Genomic DNA, 17869 nt, shown 5'->3' on the forward strand with positions numbered 1-17869 from the left:
CGGCAAGCGACCGATTCCACTATAAAGACAGGAGACAACGACATGAGCACACGCACCTTGCAACGCCGACAGTTCCTCGGCCAGGCCCTGGCCGCCAGCCTGCTGCCCGCACCCGCCCTGTTCCCGCTGGGCGCGGCGCGGGCGGCCGAGCCCTGGCCTGCGCGCCCCATCAAGTGGGTCGTACCGTTCCTCGCGGGCACGGCGCCTGACACCACCGCACGCATCATCCACGAGGCCGTGGGCCGCGAGCTGGGCCAGCCCGTGGTGATCGAGAACCGCGGCGGCGTGGGCGGCAACCTGGGCGCGCGCCAGGTGGCCAAGGCCGCCCCCGACGGCTACACCTGGATCTACTCCAGCGCGCCCATGGCCGCCAGCATGCACATGTACAAGGCGCCGGGCTACGACGCGCTCAAGGATTTCCAGCACGTGATGGGCCTGACCAGCGCGGACATCGTGCTCATCGTCAACGCGGCCTCAGACATCCGCACGCTGGACGACCTGCTCGCCAAGGCACGCTCGGCGCCCGGCAAGCTCGACTACGCCTCGGGCGGGGTGGGAACGCCCTCGCACCTGGGGGTGGAGCTGCTCCTGAGTGCGGTGGACGCGCAGGTCACCCACGTGCCCTACAAGGGCGCGTCGGAGATCGTCAATGCTGTCATGGGCCGGCAGGTCACCTTCGGCGCACCGATCTTCTCGGTGGCGTACTCCAACATCCAGGCCGGCAAGCTGCGCGCCCTGGCGATCGCGGGTACGCGCCGCAACCCCAAGCTGCCCCAGGTGCCCACGCTGGCCGAGCTGGGCGTGCGCGGGGTGGAATTGACGTCCTGGGGCGGAGTGTCGGTGCCTGCCGGCACTCCCGATCCCATCGTGGCGCGCATGCGTGCCGCCTTCGACAAGGCGCTCAAGCAGCCGTCCATCGTCGCCGCGCTGGAGGAGCAAGGCGGCACGGTCACTCCCATGGACGCCGAGGCCTACCGGCGCAACTTCACCAAGGAGATGCTGCTGACCGAGGCCATGATGAAGAAGGCGCAGATCGAGCCCATGTAGGGCGCTGCGCCGGCCAACGGGGGTCAGGGGCCCGATGCCGCGCGCAGCCGCGTGCGCAGCGCCGCCAGGGCCGGCCCGTCGGCCAAGCCCGTCGTCAGCAGGCCCAGCCCCTGCAGCGAGGATTCCAGCGCCTGGGGCAGCTTCACGGCCAGCACCACGGCCACGCCCGTGTCCACCAGCGCCTGGGCAATGCTTTGCGGAATGAGGCTCACGGCGCCGGTGCTGCGCAGGGCCTCCAGCACCACGGGCAGGGCCGTGGTGGCCATGGGGTAGAGCACGGGCTGCTGCGCATGGCCGGCCCACAGCCGGTCGTAGTAGTCGCGCACGCCCATGCCCCGCGGCGGCAGCACCCAGGGCAGGCCCACCAGCCGGCCCAGCGCCACGCTGCGCAGGCCCGCCAGGGGGTGTCCGGGCGCGGCCACCACTGCGGGTGCATCGCTCTGCAGCAACTCGAACTGCCAGGGTGCCGGCACATCCTGCGGGCGGCGGCAGACCACGGCGTCGAGCCGGCCGGCGGCCATCTCGGGCAGCAGGTGCACCATGTTCTCCTCGATCAGCTCCACCTGCAGCCCCGGCTGCGCCTGCAGCAGTGCCGGCAGCGCCCTGGCGAGCAGGCCCGATGCCGCCGCCGGGATGCAGCCCAGGCGCAAAAAGGCCTGGGCCCCCGCCTGCAGGGCCGACAGCGTTTCGGTGGAGGCGCGCAGCGCCTGCAGCACATTGCGCGCCACGGGCACCACGGCCTGTCCAAAGCGCGTGGTCCGCACGCCGCGGTTGTGCCGCTCGAACAAAGGCGCCTCCAGCAGTTCCTCCAGGTCCGCCAGGGCCTGGGTGGCGGCCGGCTGGCTCATGCCCACGGCGGCCGCCGCGCGCTGCACGCTGCCGGCATCGGCCAGGGCGGCAATCAGCTGCAGGTGCCGCAGGCGCCCGCGCGCCAGCAGGCGGTTGAACAATACACCGGGGTCGGTTGCAGGCTGCGCCGTGGTTGCCATAAGCATTTCCAATAGATAACCGCTAAATTTTATTGGTCACACCAATATCCAGCCAGCACAATCGGCCCATCCTCCCTGGCAAGCCTTTGTGACCATGACCCACCTGATCTCCACCCGCCGCGCCGTGCTGCTGGCCAGCCTGTGCGCCACCGCCCTGCCGCTTTCCGCCTGGGCCCAGGCCTACCCCGACAAGCCCGTGAAGCTGATCGTGCCCTTTGCCCCTGGCGGCTCCACCGACATCGTGGCGCGCCTGGTGGCAGACCGCATGCAGAAGTCGCTGGGCCAGTCGGTGGTGGTGGACAACCGCGCTGGGGCAGGCGGCGCCATCGGCGCCGAAGCCGTGGCGCGCTCGGCGCCCGATGGCTACACCATCGGCGTGGGCACGGTGAGCACCCTGGCGGTGAACCCGGTGCTGCTCAAGGCCTCGCGCACCGACCCGCTCAAGGACTTTGCGCCGATCACCGCGCTGGCCTCCATCCCTTCGGTGTTCTCGGTGCACCCCAGCCTCAAGGTGGACACGCTGCCCGCCGTGGTGGCGCTGGCGCGCAGCAAGCCCGACCAGCTCAACGCGGGCTCGCCGGGCACGGGCTCTATCGGCCACCTGATCATCGAGGCCATGAACGACGAGCTCAAGATCCAGGTACGCCACGTGCCCTACAAGGGAATGGGCCCGGTGATCACGGGCGCGCTGGGCGGCGAGACCCAGCTGCTGAGCGACCAGTACCCCTCGTCCGCGCCCTACATCAAGGCCGGCAAGCTGGTGCCGTTCGTGGTGGCAGCCGACAAGCGCCTGGCGGCCCTGCCCCATGTGCCCACCTTCAAGGAGCTGGGCCATGCGGACCTCAACGAGATCGCAATCACCTGGTTCGGCCTGGTGGCGCCCGCCAAGACGCCCCCTGCCATCGTGGCCAGACTGAACGCCGCCGCGGCCGATGCGCTCAAGGACCCGGCGCTGCAGGCGCGCCTCAAGGAGCTGGGGGCCGAGTCCATCGCTGGCACGCCCGAGCAGTTCGGCGCGCTCATCGGCACCAGTCTGGAGCGCGTGCGCAAGGTGGTGCAGGCCCGCAAGATCGAGATGGAGTGAACCGCACCATGTCCACCCCGCAACTGATAGCCACCATCACCGGGCAGGCCCGCGCCCAGCACCCCCAGGTCGTGGCCTGGCGCCGCCACATGCACCGCCATGCCGAGCTGTCGTTCCAGGAGATCGACACGGCCGACTTCCTGGAACGCGAGCTGCGCCAGATCGACGGCCTGGCCATCCACCGTCCCACCCCGACCAGCCTGGTCGCCACGCTGCGCGGCGCCCTGCCCGGCAAGGTGCTGGCGATCCGCGCCGACATCGACGCCCTGCCCATCCACGACCAGAAGACCTGCGACTACGCCTCGGCCCGGCCCGGCGCCATGCACGCCTGCGGGCACGATGGCCATGCCTCGATGCTGCTGGGCGCGGCGCGCCTGCTGGCCGGGCTGCGCCAGCAGCTTCCGGGCGAGGTGCGCTTCTTCTTCCAGCACGCCGAGGAGCAGCACCCCGGCGGCGCGCAGCAGATGGTGGACGCCGGCGTGATGCAGGGCGTGGACCGCATCATCTCGGCCCACGTGATGTCCACCGTGGACACGGGCCGCATCGTGGTGCTCGACGGCCCCACGCTCGCCAGCTCCGACCGCTTCGTGCTGCGCGTGCAGGGCAAGGGCGGCCATGCGGCCAACCCGGACAAGTGCATCGACCCGATCTGGATCGGCGCGCAGATCGTCGCCAACCTGCAGGCCGTGGTGGCGCGCAACACCGATGCGCACGAGGCGCTGATCCTCTCGGTCACCAAGTTCCAGGCGGGCTCGGCCTTCAACGTGATCCCGGACAGCGCGGAGCTGTCGGGCTCGGTGCGCTGCTATTCGCCCGAGGTGCGCGCGCGCGTTCCCCAGGCCATCGAACGCATCGCCCGCGGCGTGGCCCAGGCGCATGGCGCCACGGTGGAGCTGGAGTACGTGCATGGCTACCGCCCGGTGGTCAACGACCCGGCCACCGCCGCCGCCCTGCGCGCCGCGGTGCGCGAGGCCCTGCCCGACGTGCCCCTGCACACCATGAACCCGCTGCCCAACAGCGAGGACTTCAGCGCCTTCACCGAGCATGCGCCGGGCGCCTACGCGCTGATCGGCGCACGCAGCGCGGCCAAGCACATCTGCCACCCGCACCACCACCCGCTGTTCGACTTCGACGAGGACGCGCTGGAGCATGGCGTGCGCATGTTCGCGGCGGCGCCCTTCACGCTGAACGCACTGGAGTCTTGAGCACGGCCCCGGCACAATGCATGGAAAGACCACCAAGAGAGGGAAATTCCATGCACTGCACCACAGGGGAAGCTGCCAGCCGCCGGCACGGCCCAAGCCCAAGGGGGACGCCATGAACTGCAAGACCCAGGCCGGAATCGCCGGCATGGCCGTCGGCGGGCTCTGGCTGCTGGCCAACCTGCGCCACGTCCAGGCGCAGGGCTTCGTGGCCATCGGCATGCCGCTCATCATCCTGGTGCTGGGCGGCATCTACTTCGCGCTGGGACGCAAGGAGTAAGCGGCCATGGGCATTCGACACACTTTGGCGGGCATCGCCCTGCTGGCACTCGCTGGCAGCGCCCTGGCGCAGGAGGGCACCGGCTGGCTGGCCGGCACCTGGCAACTGGCCGAAGACCGCAAGAAGCCTGGCTTCACCGATGACTTCATGGACTTTGACGCTCAGGGCACGGTGGTGCTGCGCGACAGCCAGAAGACCTATGCCAACTGCCGCTACCAGCCGGGTGCCGGCGTGCTGCTGCTCACCTGCATCGCGGGTGGCAAGGAGCGGCCGATGACCATGCGCGTGGCGCCCGACAAGGCGTCGCTGACCAACTCGGTGGGCGACGTGTACCGCAAGAACCGCAAGTAGGGGCGCGCCAGCCCGCCCCCATCCGATTCAGTGCGGAAAGCCGCCGCGCGTGAGCCGCACCGGCTCTGCGTCCATGCGGCGGATCAGCGCCTCCAGCCCGTCGCCCTGTGCGGCGGCAGTGGTCTCCACCGGTCCATCGGGGGGCGCCCTGGGCACCGTGGTGGAGCGGCAGACCAGGTCATCCTCGGACCAGGCCGCCTTGCCCGGCTGGCCGCGGGCACGCAGCCAGCCGGCGCGGTCCACGATCAGCTGGTAGCCCGGCAGTTCGGCGGCCGGTATGCCAAGGACCAGCGCCAGCGCCTGCTCCACGTCATGCATGTCTGCCTGCGGCCGGCATTCGGGATCGGAGCCTGCTGGCAGCGTGCCTGCCACCAGGGTCACCAGGCGAGGGTCGTCGGCCACGGGTTGCACGCCGGGCCCGGCAACGACCACGCGCACGCGCTGCCCCACCAGCCCGCTGCTCTGCCGCGCGCGCCCCTGGCGGCATTGCACGGCCATGGCCGGCAGGCGCACGGGGCGGTCCCAGGTGCCCGATTCGCGCAGCATCTGCCCGGCCGCATGGGCCTGCAGGTAGTCCAGCACCTCCCAGATCTGCACGTCGCTCAATGCGCTGCCCGCGCCGGGCATGGTGGGCACACCGGCGCGGTTGTGCATCCCCTCGCGCACGCGCCAGAACAGCTCGCCCTCGAGCCGCTTCCAGAGCAAGGCCCCGTTCAGGTTGGGTGGCCACTGCACCAACCGCGGCGCGTCCGGGCCCTCGCCCCGGCCGTCGGCGCCATGGCATCGTACGCAATGCTGCTGGTAGGCGGCCTGGCCGCGCACGATGCCTGCGGCAGCAAAGCCGGTGGGCGACTGGTGCAGGCTGGTCGCCACGGCCGGCGCCAGCAGCAGATGGACCTGGGGCCAGGGGGCCAGCACCAGCACGGTGATGGCCAGGGCCGCCAGCGGCCACCGGGCACGGCGCCAGGCCAGCGCCACGGCCAGCAGTACCAGCGCCCCGACGGCGCAGGCCAGCGACCCGAGAACGCGCCGCGCATGGCCGGCATCCACAACCAGCATCTCGGCCGCAATGCGATGCGCGAGGGGCCAGCCGGGCTGGCCATGGACCTCGGGCGCCAGGCCCAGGGCATGCAGCAGGGCCCGCAGCCCCTGCTGCGCGGCATGCAGGCCTTCGAGCAGGCCGTTCAGCAACTCAGGGGACAAGGCGCTCCCGCTACCAGCTGGCATCCAGGCCCAGCAGTGCCAGGGCCTCGCGGCGCAGCTCGGCCAGGCGCGGGTCGCCGCGGTGGCGTGGGTAAGGCAAATCGTTCACCAGCACCTGCTGGATGCGCGCCGGCCGGTCAGAGAACACCACCACGCGCTGCGCCATGAACAGCGCCTCTTCCACATCGTGCGTGACCAGCAGGGCCGAGAAGCCCGTGCGCTGCCACAGGTCCACGAGCTCGGTCTGCATGGACAGGCGCGTGAGCGAGTCGAGCTTGCCCAGCGGTTCGTCCAGCACCAGGAGGCTCGGATCGTTGACCAAAGCCCGCGCCAGCGCCACGCGCTGCGCCATGCCGCCCGACAGCTGGTGCGGGAAGGCCTTGGCAAAGTCCTGCAGGCCGACCAGGCGCAGCGCCTGGTCCACCCGGTGGCGCTGGGCGCGCAAAATGCCGCGCGCCTGCAGGCCCAGGGCCACGTTGTCCCATACGGTGCGCCAGGGGAACAGCGTCGGGTCCTGGAAGACCACGATGCGCGAGGGATCGGGCTCGGTGATGGGCCTGCCGTCCTGCAGCAGCTCGCCCGTGGTCGCGGGCTCCAGCCCCGCCACCAGGCGCAGCAAGGTGCTCTTGCCGCAGCCGCTGGGCCCGAGCAGGGCCACGAATTCACCAGGAGCGATCGACAGGTCGAGCTCGTCGATCACGTGCAGCGGGCCGGCGGGCAGGTCGAACCAGTGGCTTACATTGCGCACGTCGATGCGTGCGCCGGTGACCTTGGCGGCAGCGGTCGACTCCGAAGCAACGGCACTCACCATTTCACCACCCCCTTCTGCCAGGACAGCACCCGGTCGCGCAGCACGAACAGCAAAGTGATGACGCCGGAGAACAGCAGCGCCATGACTATCAGCGCGGCATACATATTGGGGTACGCCGCCCAGCCCTGGGCCCAGGTCAGGTACCAGCCCAGGCCCGCCTTCACGCCCAGCATCTCGGCCACCACCAGGGTGGAGAATGCTGCGCCCAGGCCCATGAACAGGCCCACGAAGACCTGCGGCAGCGCGGCCGGTATGGCCACGCGCAGCACCAGGAACCAAGGCGACGCACCCATGGTGCGCGCCACGTCGTAGTAATTCTTGTGCACGCCCGCCACGCCCGACCAGGTGAGGATGGCCACCGGGAAGGCTGTGCCCAGCGCGATCAAGAAGATCGCCGTGGACCAGCTCGACGGGAAGAAATAGAAGCTCACCGGCAGCAGCGCCGTGGTCGGCACGGGGCCCAGGATGCGCAGCACCGGGTGGATCCAGTAGCTGGCCTGGCGCGACCAGCCGATCAGCACGCCCGTGGTGAAGCCCGCCGCCGCGCCGATGGCAATGCCCAGGGCGAGCAGGCGGACCGATGCGCCGGCGCTCTCGAGCAGGCGCGCCCAGTCGGTCACAACTACCTCCACCAGGCTTTGCGGCGGGGCAAAGAACGGCGGCGGCAGGGTGCCGAGCTTGGCGGTGAACACCTCCCAGACCGCGAGGCCGACGGCGATGGCCACCAGCCAGGGGCCCGCGCGGCGCGCACGCCGGCCCACGGCCCCGAAGGCCGCAGGTGCCAGAGCCAGCGCCACCAGTGCCAGGGCCACGGCACCAGCCCCCAGGGCAAATTCCTGGGTGAACTCCCATTCGCTGAAACCTGCGGGCTTGTTGGGCCACAGGTAGGTGAGCAGGCCCAGGGCCGCCCAGGCGGCTGCAGCCACCAGGCCCGTCCACCAGATGGCGGGAACGGGCTGGGCCGCGCCGAAGCTGGCGGGCGCTGCCGCAGCGGCTATGGGCGCCGCTGCACGGGGTGTCCGGGGCAGCTCGGCCACGGAGGCGGGCGCTGGCATTATGTGGTCGGCAACGGTGCTCATGGCGGGATCAGGCCAGGACGTCGGCGTGCACATGCGCGGCAAAGCGCGCGGGGTCGGTGGAGGGCTTGAGCACCCCCACCAGCTTGAAGTCGCGCGCGTAGAACTCGATCTCCTGGCGCAGGGCCGTTCCCACGGGGTGGCTGCGGTGCGTGAGCGTGCCCAGCACGGCACGCAGGTCCTCCTGCGGCACCTTGGAATAGGGGCTGAAGATGCGTGCCGTCTCGTTGGGGTTGTCGGCCACGAAGTCCGAGGCCTCGATGATGGCGCGCGTGAGCGCCGCCGCCGTGCCCTTGTCATTGCGCACCAGGGCGCCGCTCACGCCCAGCACGCAGCAGGTCTTGGCCGCGTACTCGCCCGAGAGGTTGGAGGCCAGGTCCACCAGGCCCTTGGTGCGCCGCTGTATCAACAGCAGGTTGGGGTCGCCGTCGGCAATGGCCTGGGCCTCGCCCTTTTCCACCGCCAGGCCCAGCATGTCGCCGGGGAACTGGCGCCAGGTGATGTCCTTCTCGGGGTTCAGGCCAGCCTTGGTCAGCAGCACCGAGAAGAAGTTCTTGCCCGGGCTGTTGAGGTCCGACACCGCGATGGTCTTGCCTTTGAGCTTTTGCAGGCTGGTCACGCCCGCCGCCTCGTAGCCCACCAGGCGCGAGCAGCCGCCGTGCGAGCTGCCCACGAGCTTCACGTCGAAGCCCGACTCCAGCGGCTTGATCCAGCGGTGCACCATGCCCAGGCCGGCATCGGCCTTGGAGGTGGCGATGGTCTCCAGCAACTGGTCGGTGGAGCCTGCGAAGTTGACCAGCTCGACCTTGAGGCCGTGCTTTTCAAAAATGCCGCGCTCGATCGCCACCGGCGCGGCCGACAGGCAGATGGCATTGGCGTTCCACGCCAGCTTCACCTCGCGCAGCTTGCCGGCGGCCAGCACCTGGCTGCCGACCACGCCCGAAGCACCCACCACCGTGGCCGCACCCGTTGCACGCAGCAACTGCCGGCGCGACCAACGCGCTTCTCCCCCACCCAGAATCTGGCCCTTGTTGTTCATGCCCTGCTCCCCATGTGTAATGAAGACAACGGTGGCAAGCACCGCACCTGCCGCATTGCAAAGGCTGGGCAGCAAAATGAGAACGAAGAAAAACGGAGATGCATATGCAAAAGATTCCGCACACCCCGACGCCCAACACTGGTGCAATGCAGGGCATGCATGCCCTCGCCCCCACCGCCATGGAAAAAACCGCCCCGACCTCCCCCGATGTCGCCCGCCTGCGCCACTTCGTGCAGCAGCTGGCCGCTTTGGTGGAAAGCGCCCCGCCCGAGCCCGCACTGCTCGAACGCGGTAGCGCGCTGCTCGGCGCCCTGGTGGCCCATGACGACTGGCTGCCCACAGCCTACGCACAGCCCAACCCCGAGCGCTACCAGCAGTTCCTGCTGCATGCCGATGCGCTGGGCCGCTTCTCGGTGGTGAGCTTTGTCTGGGGCCCGGGCCAGGCCACGCCCATCCACGACCACACGGTGTGGGGCCTGATCGGCATGCTGCGCGGCGCCGAGGATTCGCAGGCCTATGCCCGTACGGCGGACGGCCGCTGGGCGCCCGATGGCGCGCCGCACCGGCTGCAGCCGGGCCAGGTGGAGGCCGTGTCGCCCACCATCGGCGACGTGCACCGCGTGAGCAACGCGGTGGATGGCCAGACCTCCATCAGCATCCACGTCTACGGTGCCAACATCGGCGCCGTGCAGCGCAGCGTGTACCTCGAAGACGGCACGCGCAAACCTTTCATCTCCGGCTACAGCAACAGCACCCTGCCCAACATCTGGGACCTCTCGAAGAACCCGGCTCCCTCGGCCTGACCCATTTTTCCCAAGACCCGTACGATCCCGACAATGACCGCTCCCGCCATTCCCCAGACTTCCGTTCTCCAGGTCCGCGAGGCCCTGCTGGCCCGTGAGGAAATCGCCCTGCTCGACGTGCGCGAGGAAGACCCCTATGCCCAGGGCCACCCGCTGTTCGCCGCCAACCTGCCCGCCGGCAAGATCGAACTGGACGCTTTCACGCGCATTCCCCGGCGCGACACCTTCATCGTGGTCTACGACGATGGCGAGGGCCTGGCCGAGCCTGCGGCACGCACGCTGCAGCAGCTGGGCTACACCCGCGTGACCCTGCTGGCGCGCGGCCTGCAGGGCTGGCGCGATGCCGGGGGCGAGCTGTTCATCGACGTGAACGTGCCCAGCAAGTCCTTCGGCGAGCTGGTGGAGGCCGAGCGCCATACGCCCTCGCTGGCGGCCGAGGAAGTGCAGGCCCTGATCGACGCCAAGGCCGACGTGGTGGTGCTCGACGCACGCCGCTACGACGAGTACCACACCATGAACATCCCGACGGGCGTGAGCGTGCCCGGTGCCGAGCTGGTGCTGCGCGCCCAGGCGCTGGCGCCCAACCCGGCCACGCAGATCATCGTCAACTGCGCGGGGCGCACGCGCAGCATCATCGGCACGCAGTCGCTGGTCAACGCGGGCATCCCCAACCCCGTGGCCGCGCTGCGCAACGGCACCATCGGCTGGCTGCTGGCCGGGCAGACGCTGGAGCGCGGTGCCAGCCGCCGCTTCGACCCCGCCGTGCACATCGACCGCAGCCAGGCCCCCGGGCAGGCGCGCAACGTGGCCGACCGCGCCCGCGTGCAGCGCGCCCAGGCCGGCGACCTGGCCCGCTTTGCGGCCGAGGCCGGGCGCACCACCTACCTGCTGGACGTGCGCACGCCCGAGGAGTTCGCGGCCGGCCACCTGCCCGGCTTTCGCAACACGCCCGGCGGGCAGCTGGTGCAGGAGACCGACCACACGGCCGCCGTGCGCGGTGCGCGCCTGGTGCTGGTGGACGACGACGGCGTGCGCGCCAACATGAGCGCCTCGTGGCTGGCCCAGATGGGCTGGGAGGCGTGGGTGCTCGATGGCGTGCAGGCCTCCGCCTTCACCGAGACCGGTGCCGTGGCCAACACCGTGCCCGAGCCGAAGGGCCCCATCGCCTGGACCACGCCCGCGCAACTGGCCGCCTGGCTCCAGGACGAAGCCCCCGGCCACACCGCCGTGCTGGACCTGACCAGCAGCGCCAACTACACACAGCGCCACATCCCCGGCGCCTGGTTCGTGATCCGCGCGCAGCTGGCGCAGGCCGTGGCCGCCATCCCGCGCGCCGAGCGCTATGTGCTCACCTGCGGCAGCAGCCTGCTGGCCCGCTATGCCGCGCAGGACCTGGCCCGACTCACGGGCGCCGAGGTGCTGGTGCTCGAAGGCGGCACCCAGGCCTGGATCGCGGCCAACCTGCCGCTGGAGCATGGCGAGACGCGGCTGGCCTCGCCCCGCACCGACCGCTACCGCCGCCCCTACGAGGGCACGGAGAGCCCGCGCGCGGCCATGCAGGCCTACCTGGACTGGGAGTTCGGGCTGGTGGAGCAGCTCGGGCGCGACGGCACGCACGGCTTTCGGGTCATCTGAAGCGCCACTGCGCGGGCAGCCTGCAAGGCCGTGCCCGCAGGCGCATGAAAGAGCGCGCCCGAGCCTGAGGCAGTCCGCAGCCCCGCCCCCCCCAGCGCTGCGGCCTTCCAGGCCGCGCCACGGCAGTCCGAGCCGTCAACAATTGTCAAAACGGGGCCATTGCCCCCACAACGGCGCGCAAACTGGCCCATTTGGCGAGGCATCCCGGCATAGTCGCGGCGTCTGCGCTTGCAACCGCATTGCAGAAGCGAGCCAGCGAGACCCCTTCATGATGCCCAGATCCCCGGCGGGGCTGCCCGGCGCAGCCCTCGCACTGTTTGTTGCCCTGCCCAGTCTGTGGCTGCCCTTGCCCTCCCATGCCAACCCGGTGTGCCCAGCATCGGGCGAGCGGACGGTGCTGCATGTGCACATCGCAACCCAGCCTGCGCTGGCCTGCGACATGCAGGCGCTGGAGCGGCTTTCGCCACGCGAAATCGCTACCACCCTGCCGCAAGCGCTGGGCATGCCGGGCAAGTCCCGGTGGCGCGGCGTGTCCTTGCGCCAGCTGGTGGAACAGCTGGGAGGCAACGAACAGCACCAGATCGAACTGACGGCCCTGAACGACTACTCCGTTCGCATCCCCTGGAGCGATCTGGTCGAGTACGACCCCATCCTGGCCTACCGGCGCGACCAGCAGCCGATCGGCATCCGCGACAAGGGGCCGCTGATCCTGATCTACCCCTTTGACCGGCACCCCCGCTTGCAAAAGCAGGACTACGTCAACCGCACCATCTGGCAGGTCAATGTCCTCTCCGTCCGATAAGCTGCGGCCGCCTGCGCCCCAGGCCTGCCGCCTGCCACCCCACCGCAATGGAACCTACTGGCTGTTGGCCCTGGTGGCGGCCATGGTGCTGGCCACGTCCGTCGCCCTGTGGTGGACGCTCCACCAGGTGCGCTCACTGGCGCAACCCTTTCAGCAAAGCGACCTGTGGCATGTGTCCAGCGTCCACAGCGAACTGGCGCGGGTGGCCCTGCTGGCCCGCAAGGTCAAGGCCCAGGAAGCGCCCGAGGCGGAGCTGCAGGAGCGCCTGGAGGTCCTGTTCAGCACGCTCGACCTGTGGGAAACCAGCCCGCGCCTGGGCACCCGCCTGCGGCAGGAGCTCCCCCAGACCGTGCTCGACCTGGAAGACCTGGGCAGGCATGTCGACCGGTGGTCGGCCCGCTTCGCATCAGCGCCGCCCGTGCGTGGCGACGTGGCCGGCGACATCACCCTGCATGCCGACGAACTGCTGCAGCGCATCCGCAAGGCGGTCGTGGCGGTGCACCTGTTTTCCACGCAGGAGTCCGACCGCATTCGCCAGGACCTGCACAGCCAGTTCATGCTGCTCAGCGCCGTGCTCGGCGGCCTGCTGGTCGGCACGGCCCTCCTGATCCGCAAGCTGCTGCACGAAGCCCGATCGGCCCAGGCCCTGTCCCAGCAGTTGGCACAGGCCAACCGCCAGCTGGAGGTGCGCGTGGCCAGCCGCACGCGCGAGATCGAGGAGAACCGCGCGCTGCTGAGCTTCATCCTCGATTCCAGCCCGAGCGATGTGGTGCTGGTGGACGTCGAAAGCGGCTTCGTGCACTTCATCAACAGCCAGATGGTGGAACGCCTGGGCCTGCAATTTCCGCCCATCAAGCTGTTCCTGCCGCAGCTGCTGCACGAACCGGGCGCCAGCCAGCAATTGATGGCGGCGCTGGACCGGTACGGCCAGGTGGATGGCATGGAAGCGCTGATCGGCGCTAAGAATCCCCGCTGGAGCTCCCTGTCCGCACGCCTCATCGAGGTCGATGGCAAGCTGGCCCACCTGCTGTGGTGCTTCGACATCAGCACGCACAAGCAACTGGAGTCGCAGCTGCGCGAGCTGGCCACCCGCGACTCGCTGACCGGCATGCTCAACCGGCGGGCCTTCCTGGAGCGCGGCACCGCCTTGCTCGACCACTGCCGCCGCCATGCCAAGCCCTGCACCGTGCTGATGATCGACATCGATCACTTCAAGCGCATCAACGACCGGTATGGGCACCAGACCGGCGACGACTCGCTGCGCGCCTGCGCCACCTCGATTGCGAACGTGCTGCGCGAGGCCGACATCCTCGGGCGGCTGGGCGGCGAGGAGTTTGCCGCGCTGCTGCCCCATTCGTCCACCGAGAGCGCCTGGTCCGTGGCCGAACGCATCCGCGATGCCATCGCCAAGCTGCAGATCCTGTCCATCGCCAGCGAGCCACTGAAGATCACCGTGTCCATCGGCATGGCCGAGATGACGCACCGGGACGCCGGGATCGACACCATCCTCGCCTGGGCAGACCAGGCGCTGTACCGCGCCAAGGCCTCCGGCCGCAACAAGGTGCTCGCCTACGAAAGCGCTGCCGCGCACTCCCAATGACCCACGCACAGCCAACACCATGAGCCTGCAACTCCTGATCGTCGACGACAGCCGCATGTCCCGGCTCATCCTGCAGGGCCTCGTCCTGCAGGCCTACCCCCAATGGACCATCCTGCACGCCGGCAGTGGCGAAGAAGCCCTGGCCATGGTGGAGCAGCATGCCGTGGACATCGTGTCCATGGACTTCAACATGCACGGGATGAATGGCCTGGAGGCGGCCCTGCTGCTGCGCAAGACCCGGCCCCAGCTGCCCATCGCGATCGTCACGGCCAACGTCCAGGGGGCCGTGCAGGAACGCATCGAGGAAGCCGGCCTGGCCTTCATCGCGAAACCCATCACGGCCGATGCAGCGAGAAAGCTCGCCGCACTGGCAGGAGAAAAGGAATGAAGCACCCCCTGAGTCGCTTTGCGCCTTCCCCCTCTCCTATTGCTTCGCAATCTGGGAGGGGGACGCCCCCAGCGCGGCGGGGCGGCCCTTGCGCGGGGGCACTGGCCTTGGGCGCGCCAGTTTCATGCGTCGCAGGTGACGCGCAGCGCTGCGGAGAACTGATATGACTGCCAAGCTTGATGCGGAGCAAATCGATGCGCTCAGCGAAATCTTCAACATTGGCGTCGGCAAGGCCGCGGCGGCCATGGGCCAGCTCATGCGCGACGAGGTGCTGCTCTCGGTGCCGCATGTGAGCATTTTCACGGTGAGCGAGGCGGCCCAGCAGCTGGGCGCAGCCGGCAGCCCCATGTACGGCGTGCGCCAGCCTTTCAGGGGGGTGTTCAACGGCGATGCGCTGCTGATCTTCCCGGGTGACAAGAGCCTCGACATCGTGCGCATCGTCGCCGGCCAGAGCCTGAGCGGCGAGGACCTGAGCAGCATCGAGCAGGACGCGATGACCGAGCTGGGCAATGTGATGCTCAGCGCCTGCCTGGCCACACTGGCCGACCTGCTGGGCAACGAGTTCGAGCTCAGCCCGCCCCGCGTCGATGTGGGCGACAGCCGCACCATCCTGGGCACGCGCATCCAGAACCACCTGGTGGTGTTCCTGCACATCCGCTTCGAACTGCTCAGCAGCCAGATCGAGGGCTTCGTGGTGTTCGTGCTCAACACCACCTCCTTGCTGGCCCTGCGCTCTGCGGTGGACCGGCTGCTGGGCCGCCCGGCAGAGGCGGACTGACCGGCCAGCCGAAAGCCTGCGCCGACCTGTCGGCGCGTGCAGGGCTGCCACGAAATGGGCCTATAAAGGCGGCTGCGCATTGCACGCGCACAGGAGACCAGCCCATGATGCCTTCCAACCGCCACCTGACCTTCTTCCACGCCCCGCAAAGCCGCTCCGTCGGGGCCCGCATCCTCATCGAGGAACTGGGGGCCGAGCACGAGATGCATGTGCTCAACCTCAGGGCCAAGCAGCAGCGCGAGGCCGACTACCTGGCCATCAACCCCATGGGCAAGGTACCGGCACTGCTCCACGGCGAGACGCTGGTCACCGAGCAGGCGGCGGTCTACATGTACCTGGCCGAGCTGTACCCCGAGCGCGGCCTCTCCCCCGCCGTGGGCGATCCGCTGCGCGGCGCCTACCTGCGCTGGATGGTGTTCTACGGCTCGTGCTTCGAGCCTGCCGTGGTGGACAAGGCCATGCAGCGCGACAGCGGCTCGCAGTCCACCTCGCCCTATGGCGACTACGAGAGCGTGCTGCGCACGCTCAATGCGCAGATCGAGCAGGCCAACCCCTGGTGGCTCGGGGACCGGTTCACGGCGGCCGATGTGCTGTGGGGCAGCGCGCTGGGCTGGATATCGTCGTTCAAGCTGTTTCCGATCACGCCTGCGCTGTCCGCCTACCTGGCAAGGTTCCAGGCGCGCGAGGCGGTCCAGCGTGCCCAGGCACTCGACGCCGAATTGGCGGCACAGCAGCAGCAATCCGCCGCTGCAGAGCCCGCTAGCAAGGCCTGAACGGCCAGGCCTCTCCTCTCAGGGCGTGCCGCTGGCAGGCAGCGCGCCATGGCGCCATTGCACGTTCAGCGCAAAGGACTCCCCCTGCTCCAGCACGCGCAGGCCAGGCTGCCCCGGCAGGTGGAAGGCATCGATGGGCTGGGTGATGGGCTCGAAGCAGAAGGCCGGGCCCTGCGGGGGGCGGTAGACCAGGCAGAAGTGCTGCGTGACGCCGCCGTCCTGCGCAAAGTCCGGCATGTGGGCGGTCAGCCGGAGGCCGCGCTCGGGCCAGTCGATGCGTGCCGCGCCGCCCCAGCCGGTGTAGCCGTTGTCGATCAGGTCGCCCTGCGCGGAGATGCCGGCATTCAGGTTCCAGCCTTCGGGAAACTGCGGGGAGTGCTGCGTGGGCAACGGGTCATCGCCGCACAGCCACACGGCCTGCACCGGCGCGCTGATGCGCGTGCCCGGCGTGCGCGGAAACCAGGGGTGCACGCCGATGCCATAGGGCAGCGGCTCGGCGCCGCGGTGGCGCACCAGCACATGCTGGTCCAGCCCCCCCTCCACCAGGCGAAAGGTCTGCACCGATTCGTAGTCGTAGGGGTTGCCCTGGAAGCATTCGGAGCGCAGGTGCATCTGCAGCGTGTCCGGCGCGGGCTGCGACAGGGTCCAGGGCTGCAGCCAGCCATCACCGTGGATGGGATAGGGCTCCCCTGCCCGGTTGGGCTGCATGGGATGGAACTTTCCGGCGTGGGTGAAGCCCCCGCCGCTGATGCGGTTGGACCAGGGCACCATGGCAAACGACGCAAGCTGGTACAGGTCGGGCGTGGCCCCGTCCCAGGGGCGCCAGAGGTCGATCCGGCCGCCAGGCTGCCCGGGGGCGTCGATCTGCCAGGCAGCCACGCTGCCGCCCAGGGAGGGGACCAGCCCCAGGTGCTGGCCCGCATGGCTCAGCCAGGTAATGGGGTGGGTGGTGGAATCGCTCATGCGCATGCTTTCGTGAAGGAGGTCAGCCGGCGAACAGATGGGCCGGCACGCCGGGGCTGTCGATCTCGATGGCAAACACGCTGCCGGCCAGCGGCTGTGCAGCGAGCTGCTCGGGCGTGAGGCCGACCCGCGCGGTGGTGATGAACAGCGTGCGCAGGTCCGCGCCGCCAAAGGCGCAGGTGGTGACCTGGCTTGCGGGCAGCACCACGCGGCCCAGTCCCTCGGCCGTCTCGGGGTCGTGGCAGGTCACGCAGTGGCCGCCCCAGTGGGCGATCCAGAGGCGGCCCAGGGCGTCGGTGGTCATGCCGTCGGGCAGGCCGTCCTCGGCACTGAAGCGTTTCCACATCTGCTTGTGGGAAACGGTGCCTGCGGCCGCATCGAAGTCGTAGCGCCAGGTGATAGAACTGAGCGTATCGTTGAAGTACAGGCACTGGCGGCCCTCCGCCAGGGCCCAGGTGGGCCCGTTGGTCACCACGAAGCCCTCGTCGTGGCGCGTGCAGCGGCCATCGGGGTCGTAGCGGTAGAGCGCGCCGGTGGGCAGCTGGCAGTCGAAGTCCATGCTGCCGCCCCAGAAGCGGCCCTCGGCATCGCACTTGCCATCGTTGAAGCGGTTGCCCGGCAACTCGGCCACGGGCTGGTGCAGGTAGCGCGGGGCGTTGTCGGTGGCGGGGTCGAACAGCGCGAAGCCGCGCCGCAGAGTGATGATCAGGCCGGGCGCGTCCCGGCGCTCGGCCAGGGCCGAGATCTCTTCGTCGAAGCTCCACTGCGTCTGCACGCCCGTGGCCGGGTCCAGCCGGTACAGGCGGCAGCCCAGGATGTCCAGCCAATACACCACCTGCTCACGCACGGACCATACAAGCCCCTCTCCCAGCTGCGCATCGGCTTCGACCACGCAGCGCAGGGGCCCCGTGGGGCTGGGGACGGGAAATCGCGACGCAGCGGACGCTGCCATGGGACTCTGGTTGCTCAAAGCGTGTCTCCTGTTTGTTGTTTACCTGCCTGCCTCTTGACGCCGGGCATCTTATCAACGTCAATTGATGCATGG

At 69.7% G+C, this 17869-nt stretch carries 19 protein-coding genes; 12 read left to right on the forward strand and 7 right to left on the reverse strand.

The genetic code is table 11. From position 1 onward, the window contains the following. Window positions 1-42: 42 nt before the first annotated feature. Window positions 43-1047 carry a Bug family tripartite tricarboxylate transporter substrate binding protein gene (locus AC07PA_RS13420; RefSeq protein ID WP_494608095.1) on the forward strand — a complete coding sequence of 335 codons (1005 nt, stop codon included), beginning with the start codon at window positions 43-45 and terminating at the stop codon, window positions 1045-1047. Between the two features lie 23 nt (window positions 1048-1070). On the opposite strand, the gene AC07PA_RS13425 is transcribed toward AC07PA_RS13420, so the two are convergent. Then, complete coding sequence (locus tag AC07PA_RS13425; protein WP_494608097.1) at window positions 1071-2036, reverse strand: LysR substrate-binding domain-containing protein; 966 nt, start codon at window positions 2034-2036, stop codon at window positions 1071-1073. A gap of 94 nt (window positions 2037-2130) precedes the next feature. On the opposite strand from AC07PA_RS13425, the gene AC07PA_RS13430 reads away from it, so the two are divergent. The 4 genes from AC07PA_RS13430 (at window position 2131) to AC07PA_RS13445 (ending at window position 4953) form a co-directional block, all read left to right on the forward strand. Further along, the gene (locus AC07PA_RS13430) at window positions 2131-3120 is read left to right on the forward strand and encodes a Bug family tripartite tricarboxylate transporter substrate binding protein (RefSeq protein ID WP_494608099.1); all 990 of its coding nucleotides are present in this window, start codon (window positions 2131-2133) and stop codon (window positions 3118-3120) included. Between the two features lie 8 nt (window positions 3121-3128). Beyond that, on the forward strand, window positions 3129-4325 hold the full coding sequence (locus tag AC07PA_RS13435; protein ID WP_494608101.1) for an amidohydrolase: 1197 nt from the start codon (window positions 3129-3131) through the stop codon (window positions 4323-4325). 112 nt (window positions 4326-4437) lie between these two features. Further along, entirely contained in the window at window positions 4438-4602 is a 165-nt protein-coding gene (locus tag AC07PA_RS13440; protein ID WP_494608103.1) for a hypothetical protein, read from the forward strand. Between the two features lie 6 nt (window positions 4603-4608). Further along, the gene (locus tag AC07PA_RS13445) at window positions 4609-4953 is read left to right on the forward strand and encodes a hypothetical protein (protein WP_007857989.1); all 345 of its coding nucleotides are present in this window, start codon (window positions 4609-4611) and stop codon (window positions 4951-4953) included. Window positions 4954-4980: 27 nt separating this feature from the next. Here the strand turns inward: AC07PA_RS13445 and AC07PA_RS13450 are convergent, their stop codons facing one another. Genes AC07PA_RS13450 through AC07PA_RS13465 form a run of 4 tightly spaced genes read right to left on the reverse strand, consistent with a single transcriptional unit; the run spans window position 4981 to window position 9082 of the window. Continuing rightward, the gene (locus AC07PA_RS13450; protein WP_494608105.1) at window positions 4981-6156 is read right to left on the reverse strand and encodes a c-type cytochrome; all 1176 of its coding nucleotides are present in this window, start codon (window positions 6154-6156) and stop codon (window positions 4981-4983) included. Between the two features lie 10 nt (window positions 6157-6166). Next, on the reverse strand, window positions 6167-6967 hold the full coding sequence (locus tag AC07PA_RS13455; protein ID WP_494608106.1) for an ABC transporter ATP-binding protein: 801 nt from the start codon (window positions 6965-6967) through the stop codon (window positions 6167-6169). Then, window positions 6961-8046, reverse strand: a complete 1086-nt coding sequence (locus tag AC07PA_RS13460; RefSeq protein ID WP_494608108.1) for an ABC transporter permease — start codon at window positions 8044-8046, stop codon at window positions 6961-6963. Before AC07PA_RS13460 ends, AC07PA_RS13455 begins: the two co-directional genes overlap by 7 nt. Before the next feature lie 7 nt (window positions 8047-8053). Further along, window positions 8054-9082 (reverse strand): ABC transporter substrate-binding protein, encoded by a 1029-nt coding sequence (locus AC07PA_RS13465; protein ID WP_007857998.1) that lies wholly within the window; start codon window positions 9080-9082, stop codon window positions 8054-8056. A 155-nt stretch (window positions 9083-9237) separates the two neighbouring features. Here AC07PA_RS13465 and AC07PA_RS13470 point away from each other — a divergent pair, with 155 nt between their 5' ends. The 7 genes from AC07PA_RS13470 to AC07PA_RS13500 all read left to right on the forward strand — a co-directional run bounded on the left by AC07PA_RS13470 (window position 9238) and on the right by AC07PA_RS13500 (window position 15861). Then, window positions 9238-9885, forward strand: a complete 648-nt coding sequence (locus AC07PA_RS13470; protein WP_494608110.1) for a cysteine dioxygenase family protein — start codon at window positions 9238-9240, stop codon at window positions 9883-9885. Between the two features lie 33 nt (window positions 9886-9918). Further along, complete coding sequence (locus tag AC07PA_RS13475; protein ID WP_494608112.1) at window positions 9919-11520, forward strand: rhodanese homology domain-containing protein; 1602 nt, start codon at window positions 9919-9921, stop codon at window positions 11518-11520. 268 nt (window positions 11521-11788) lie between these two features. After that, window positions 11789-12322, forward strand: coding sequence for a putative pterin-binding protein (locus AC07PA_RS13480; RefSeq protein ID WP_494608114.1), 534 nt, complete (start codon window positions 11789-11791; stop codon window positions 12320-12322). Continuing rightward, on the forward strand, window positions 12303-13922 hold the full coding sequence (locus AC07PA_RS13485) for a sensor domain-containing diguanylate cyclase (RefSeq protein WP_494608116.1): 1620 nt from the start codon (window positions 12303-12305) through the stop codon (window positions 13920-13922). Before AC07PA_RS13480 ends, AC07PA_RS13485 begins: the two co-directional genes overlap by 20 nt. A 19-nt stretch (window positions 13923-13941) precedes the next feature. Then, the gene (locus AC07PA_RS13490) at window positions 13942-14310 is read left to right on the forward strand and encodes a response regulator (protein ID WP_494608118.1); all 369 of its coding nucleotides are present in this window, start codon (window positions 13942-13944) and stop codon (window positions 14308-14310) included. Window positions 14311-14473: 163 nt separating this feature from the next. Continuing rightward, window positions 14474-15088 (forward strand): hypothetical protein, encoded by a 615-nt coding sequence (locus tag AC07PA_RS13495; protein WP_007858083.1) that lies wholly within the window; start codon window positions 14474-14476, stop codon window positions 15086-15088. Between the two features lie 107 nt (window positions 15089-15195). Next, entirely contained in the window at window positions 15196-15861 is a 666-nt protein-coding gene (locus tag AC07PA_RS13500; protein WP_145698669.1) for a glutathione S-transferase family protein, read from the forward strand. 18 nt (window positions 15862-15879) lie between these two features. Here AC07PA_RS13500 and AC07PA_RS13505 read toward each other — a convergent pair whose 3' ends face one another. Together AC07PA_RS13505 and AC07PA_RS13510 are read right to left on the reverse strand one after the other, a co-directional pair. Next, the gene (locus AC07PA_RS13505; protein WP_035205436.1) at window positions 15880-16824 is read right to left on the reverse strand and encodes an aldose 1-epimerase; all 945 of its coding nucleotides are present in this window, start codon (window positions 16822-16824) and stop codon (window positions 15880-15882) included. 22 nt (window positions 16825-16846) lie between these two features. Then, entirely contained in the window at window positions 16847-17776 is a 930-nt protein-coding gene (locus AC07PA_RS13510; protein ID WP_494608290.1) for an SMP-30/gluconolactonase/LRE family protein, read from the reverse strand. Window positions 17777-17869 lie beyond the last annotated feature (93 nt).

The organism is Acidovorax sp. GW821-FHT09B03, from assembly GCF_059418305.1.

Coding starts and splice junctions, on each gene's coding strand:
- AC07PA_RS13420 (WP_494608095.1), top strand. CDS start 43: ATGAGCACACGCACCTTGCAACGCCGACAGTTCCTCGGCCAGGCCCTG.
- AC07PA_RS13425 (WP_494608097.1), bottom strand. CDS start 2,036: ATGGCAACCACGGCGCAGCCTGCAACCGACCCCGGTGTATTGTTCAAC.
- AC07PA_RS13430 (WP_494608099.1), top strand. CDS start 2,131: ATGACCCACCTGATCTCCACCCGCCGCGCCGTGCTGCTGGCCAGCCTG.
- AC07PA_RS13435 (WP_494608101.1), top strand. CDS start 3,129: ATGTCCACCCCGCAACTGATAGCCACCATCACCGGGCAGGCCCGCGCC.
- AC07PA_RS13440 (WP_494608103.1), top strand. CDS start 4,438: ATGAACTGCAAGACCCAGGCCGGAATCGCCGGCATGGCCGTCGGCGGG.
- AC07PA_RS13445 (WP_007857989.1), top strand. CDS start 4,609: ATGGGCATTCGACACACTTTGGCGGGCATCGCCCTGCTGGCACTCGCT.
- AC07PA_RS13455 (WP_494608106.1), bottom strand. CDS start 6,967: ATGGTGAGTGCCGTTGCTTCGGAGTCGACCGCTGCCGCCAAGGTCACC.
- AC07PA_RS13460 (WP_494608108.1), bottom strand. CDS start 8,046: ATGAGCACCGTTGCCGACCACATAATGCCAGCGCCCGCCTCCGTGGCC.
- AC07PA_RS13465 (WP_007857998.1), bottom strand. CDS start 9,082: ATGAACAACAAGGGCCAGATTCTGGGTGGGGGAGAAGCGCGTTGGTCG.
- AC07PA_RS13470 (WP_494608110.1), top strand. CDS start 9,238: ATGCATGCCCTCGCCCCCACCGCCATGGAAAAAACCGCCCCGACCTCC.
- AC07PA_RS13475 (WP_494608112.1), top strand. CDS start 9,919: ATGACCGCTCCCGCCATTCCCCAGACTTCCGTTCTCCAGGTCCGCGAG.
- AC07PA_RS13480 (WP_494608114.1), top strand. CDS start 11,789: ATGATGCCCAGATCCCCGGCGGGGCTGCCCGGCGCAGCCCTCGCACTG.
- AC07PA_RS13485 (WP_494608116.1), top strand. CDS start 12,303: ATGTCCTCTCCGTCCGATAAGCTGCGGCCGCCTGCGCCCCAGGCCTGC.
- AC07PA_RS13490 (WP_494608118.1), top strand. CDS start 13,942: ATGAGCCTGCAACTCCTGATCGTCGACGACAGCCGCATGTCCCGGCTC.
- AC07PA_RS13495 (WP_007858083.1), top strand. CDS start 14,474: ATGACTGCCAAGCTTGATGCGGAGCAAATCGATGCGCTCAGCGAAATC.
- AC07PA_RS13500 (WP_145698669.1), top strand. CDS start 15,196: ATGCCTTCCAACCGCCACCTGACCTTCTTCCACGCCCCGCAAAGCCGC.
- AC07PA_RS13505 (WP_035205436.1), bottom strand. CDS start 16,824: ATGAGCGATTCCACCACCCACCCCATTACCTGGCTGAGCCATGCGGGC.
- AC07PA_RS13510 (WP_494608290.1), bottom strand. CDS start 17,776: ATGGCAGCGTCCGCTGCGTCGCGATTTCCCGTCCCCAGCCCCACGGGG.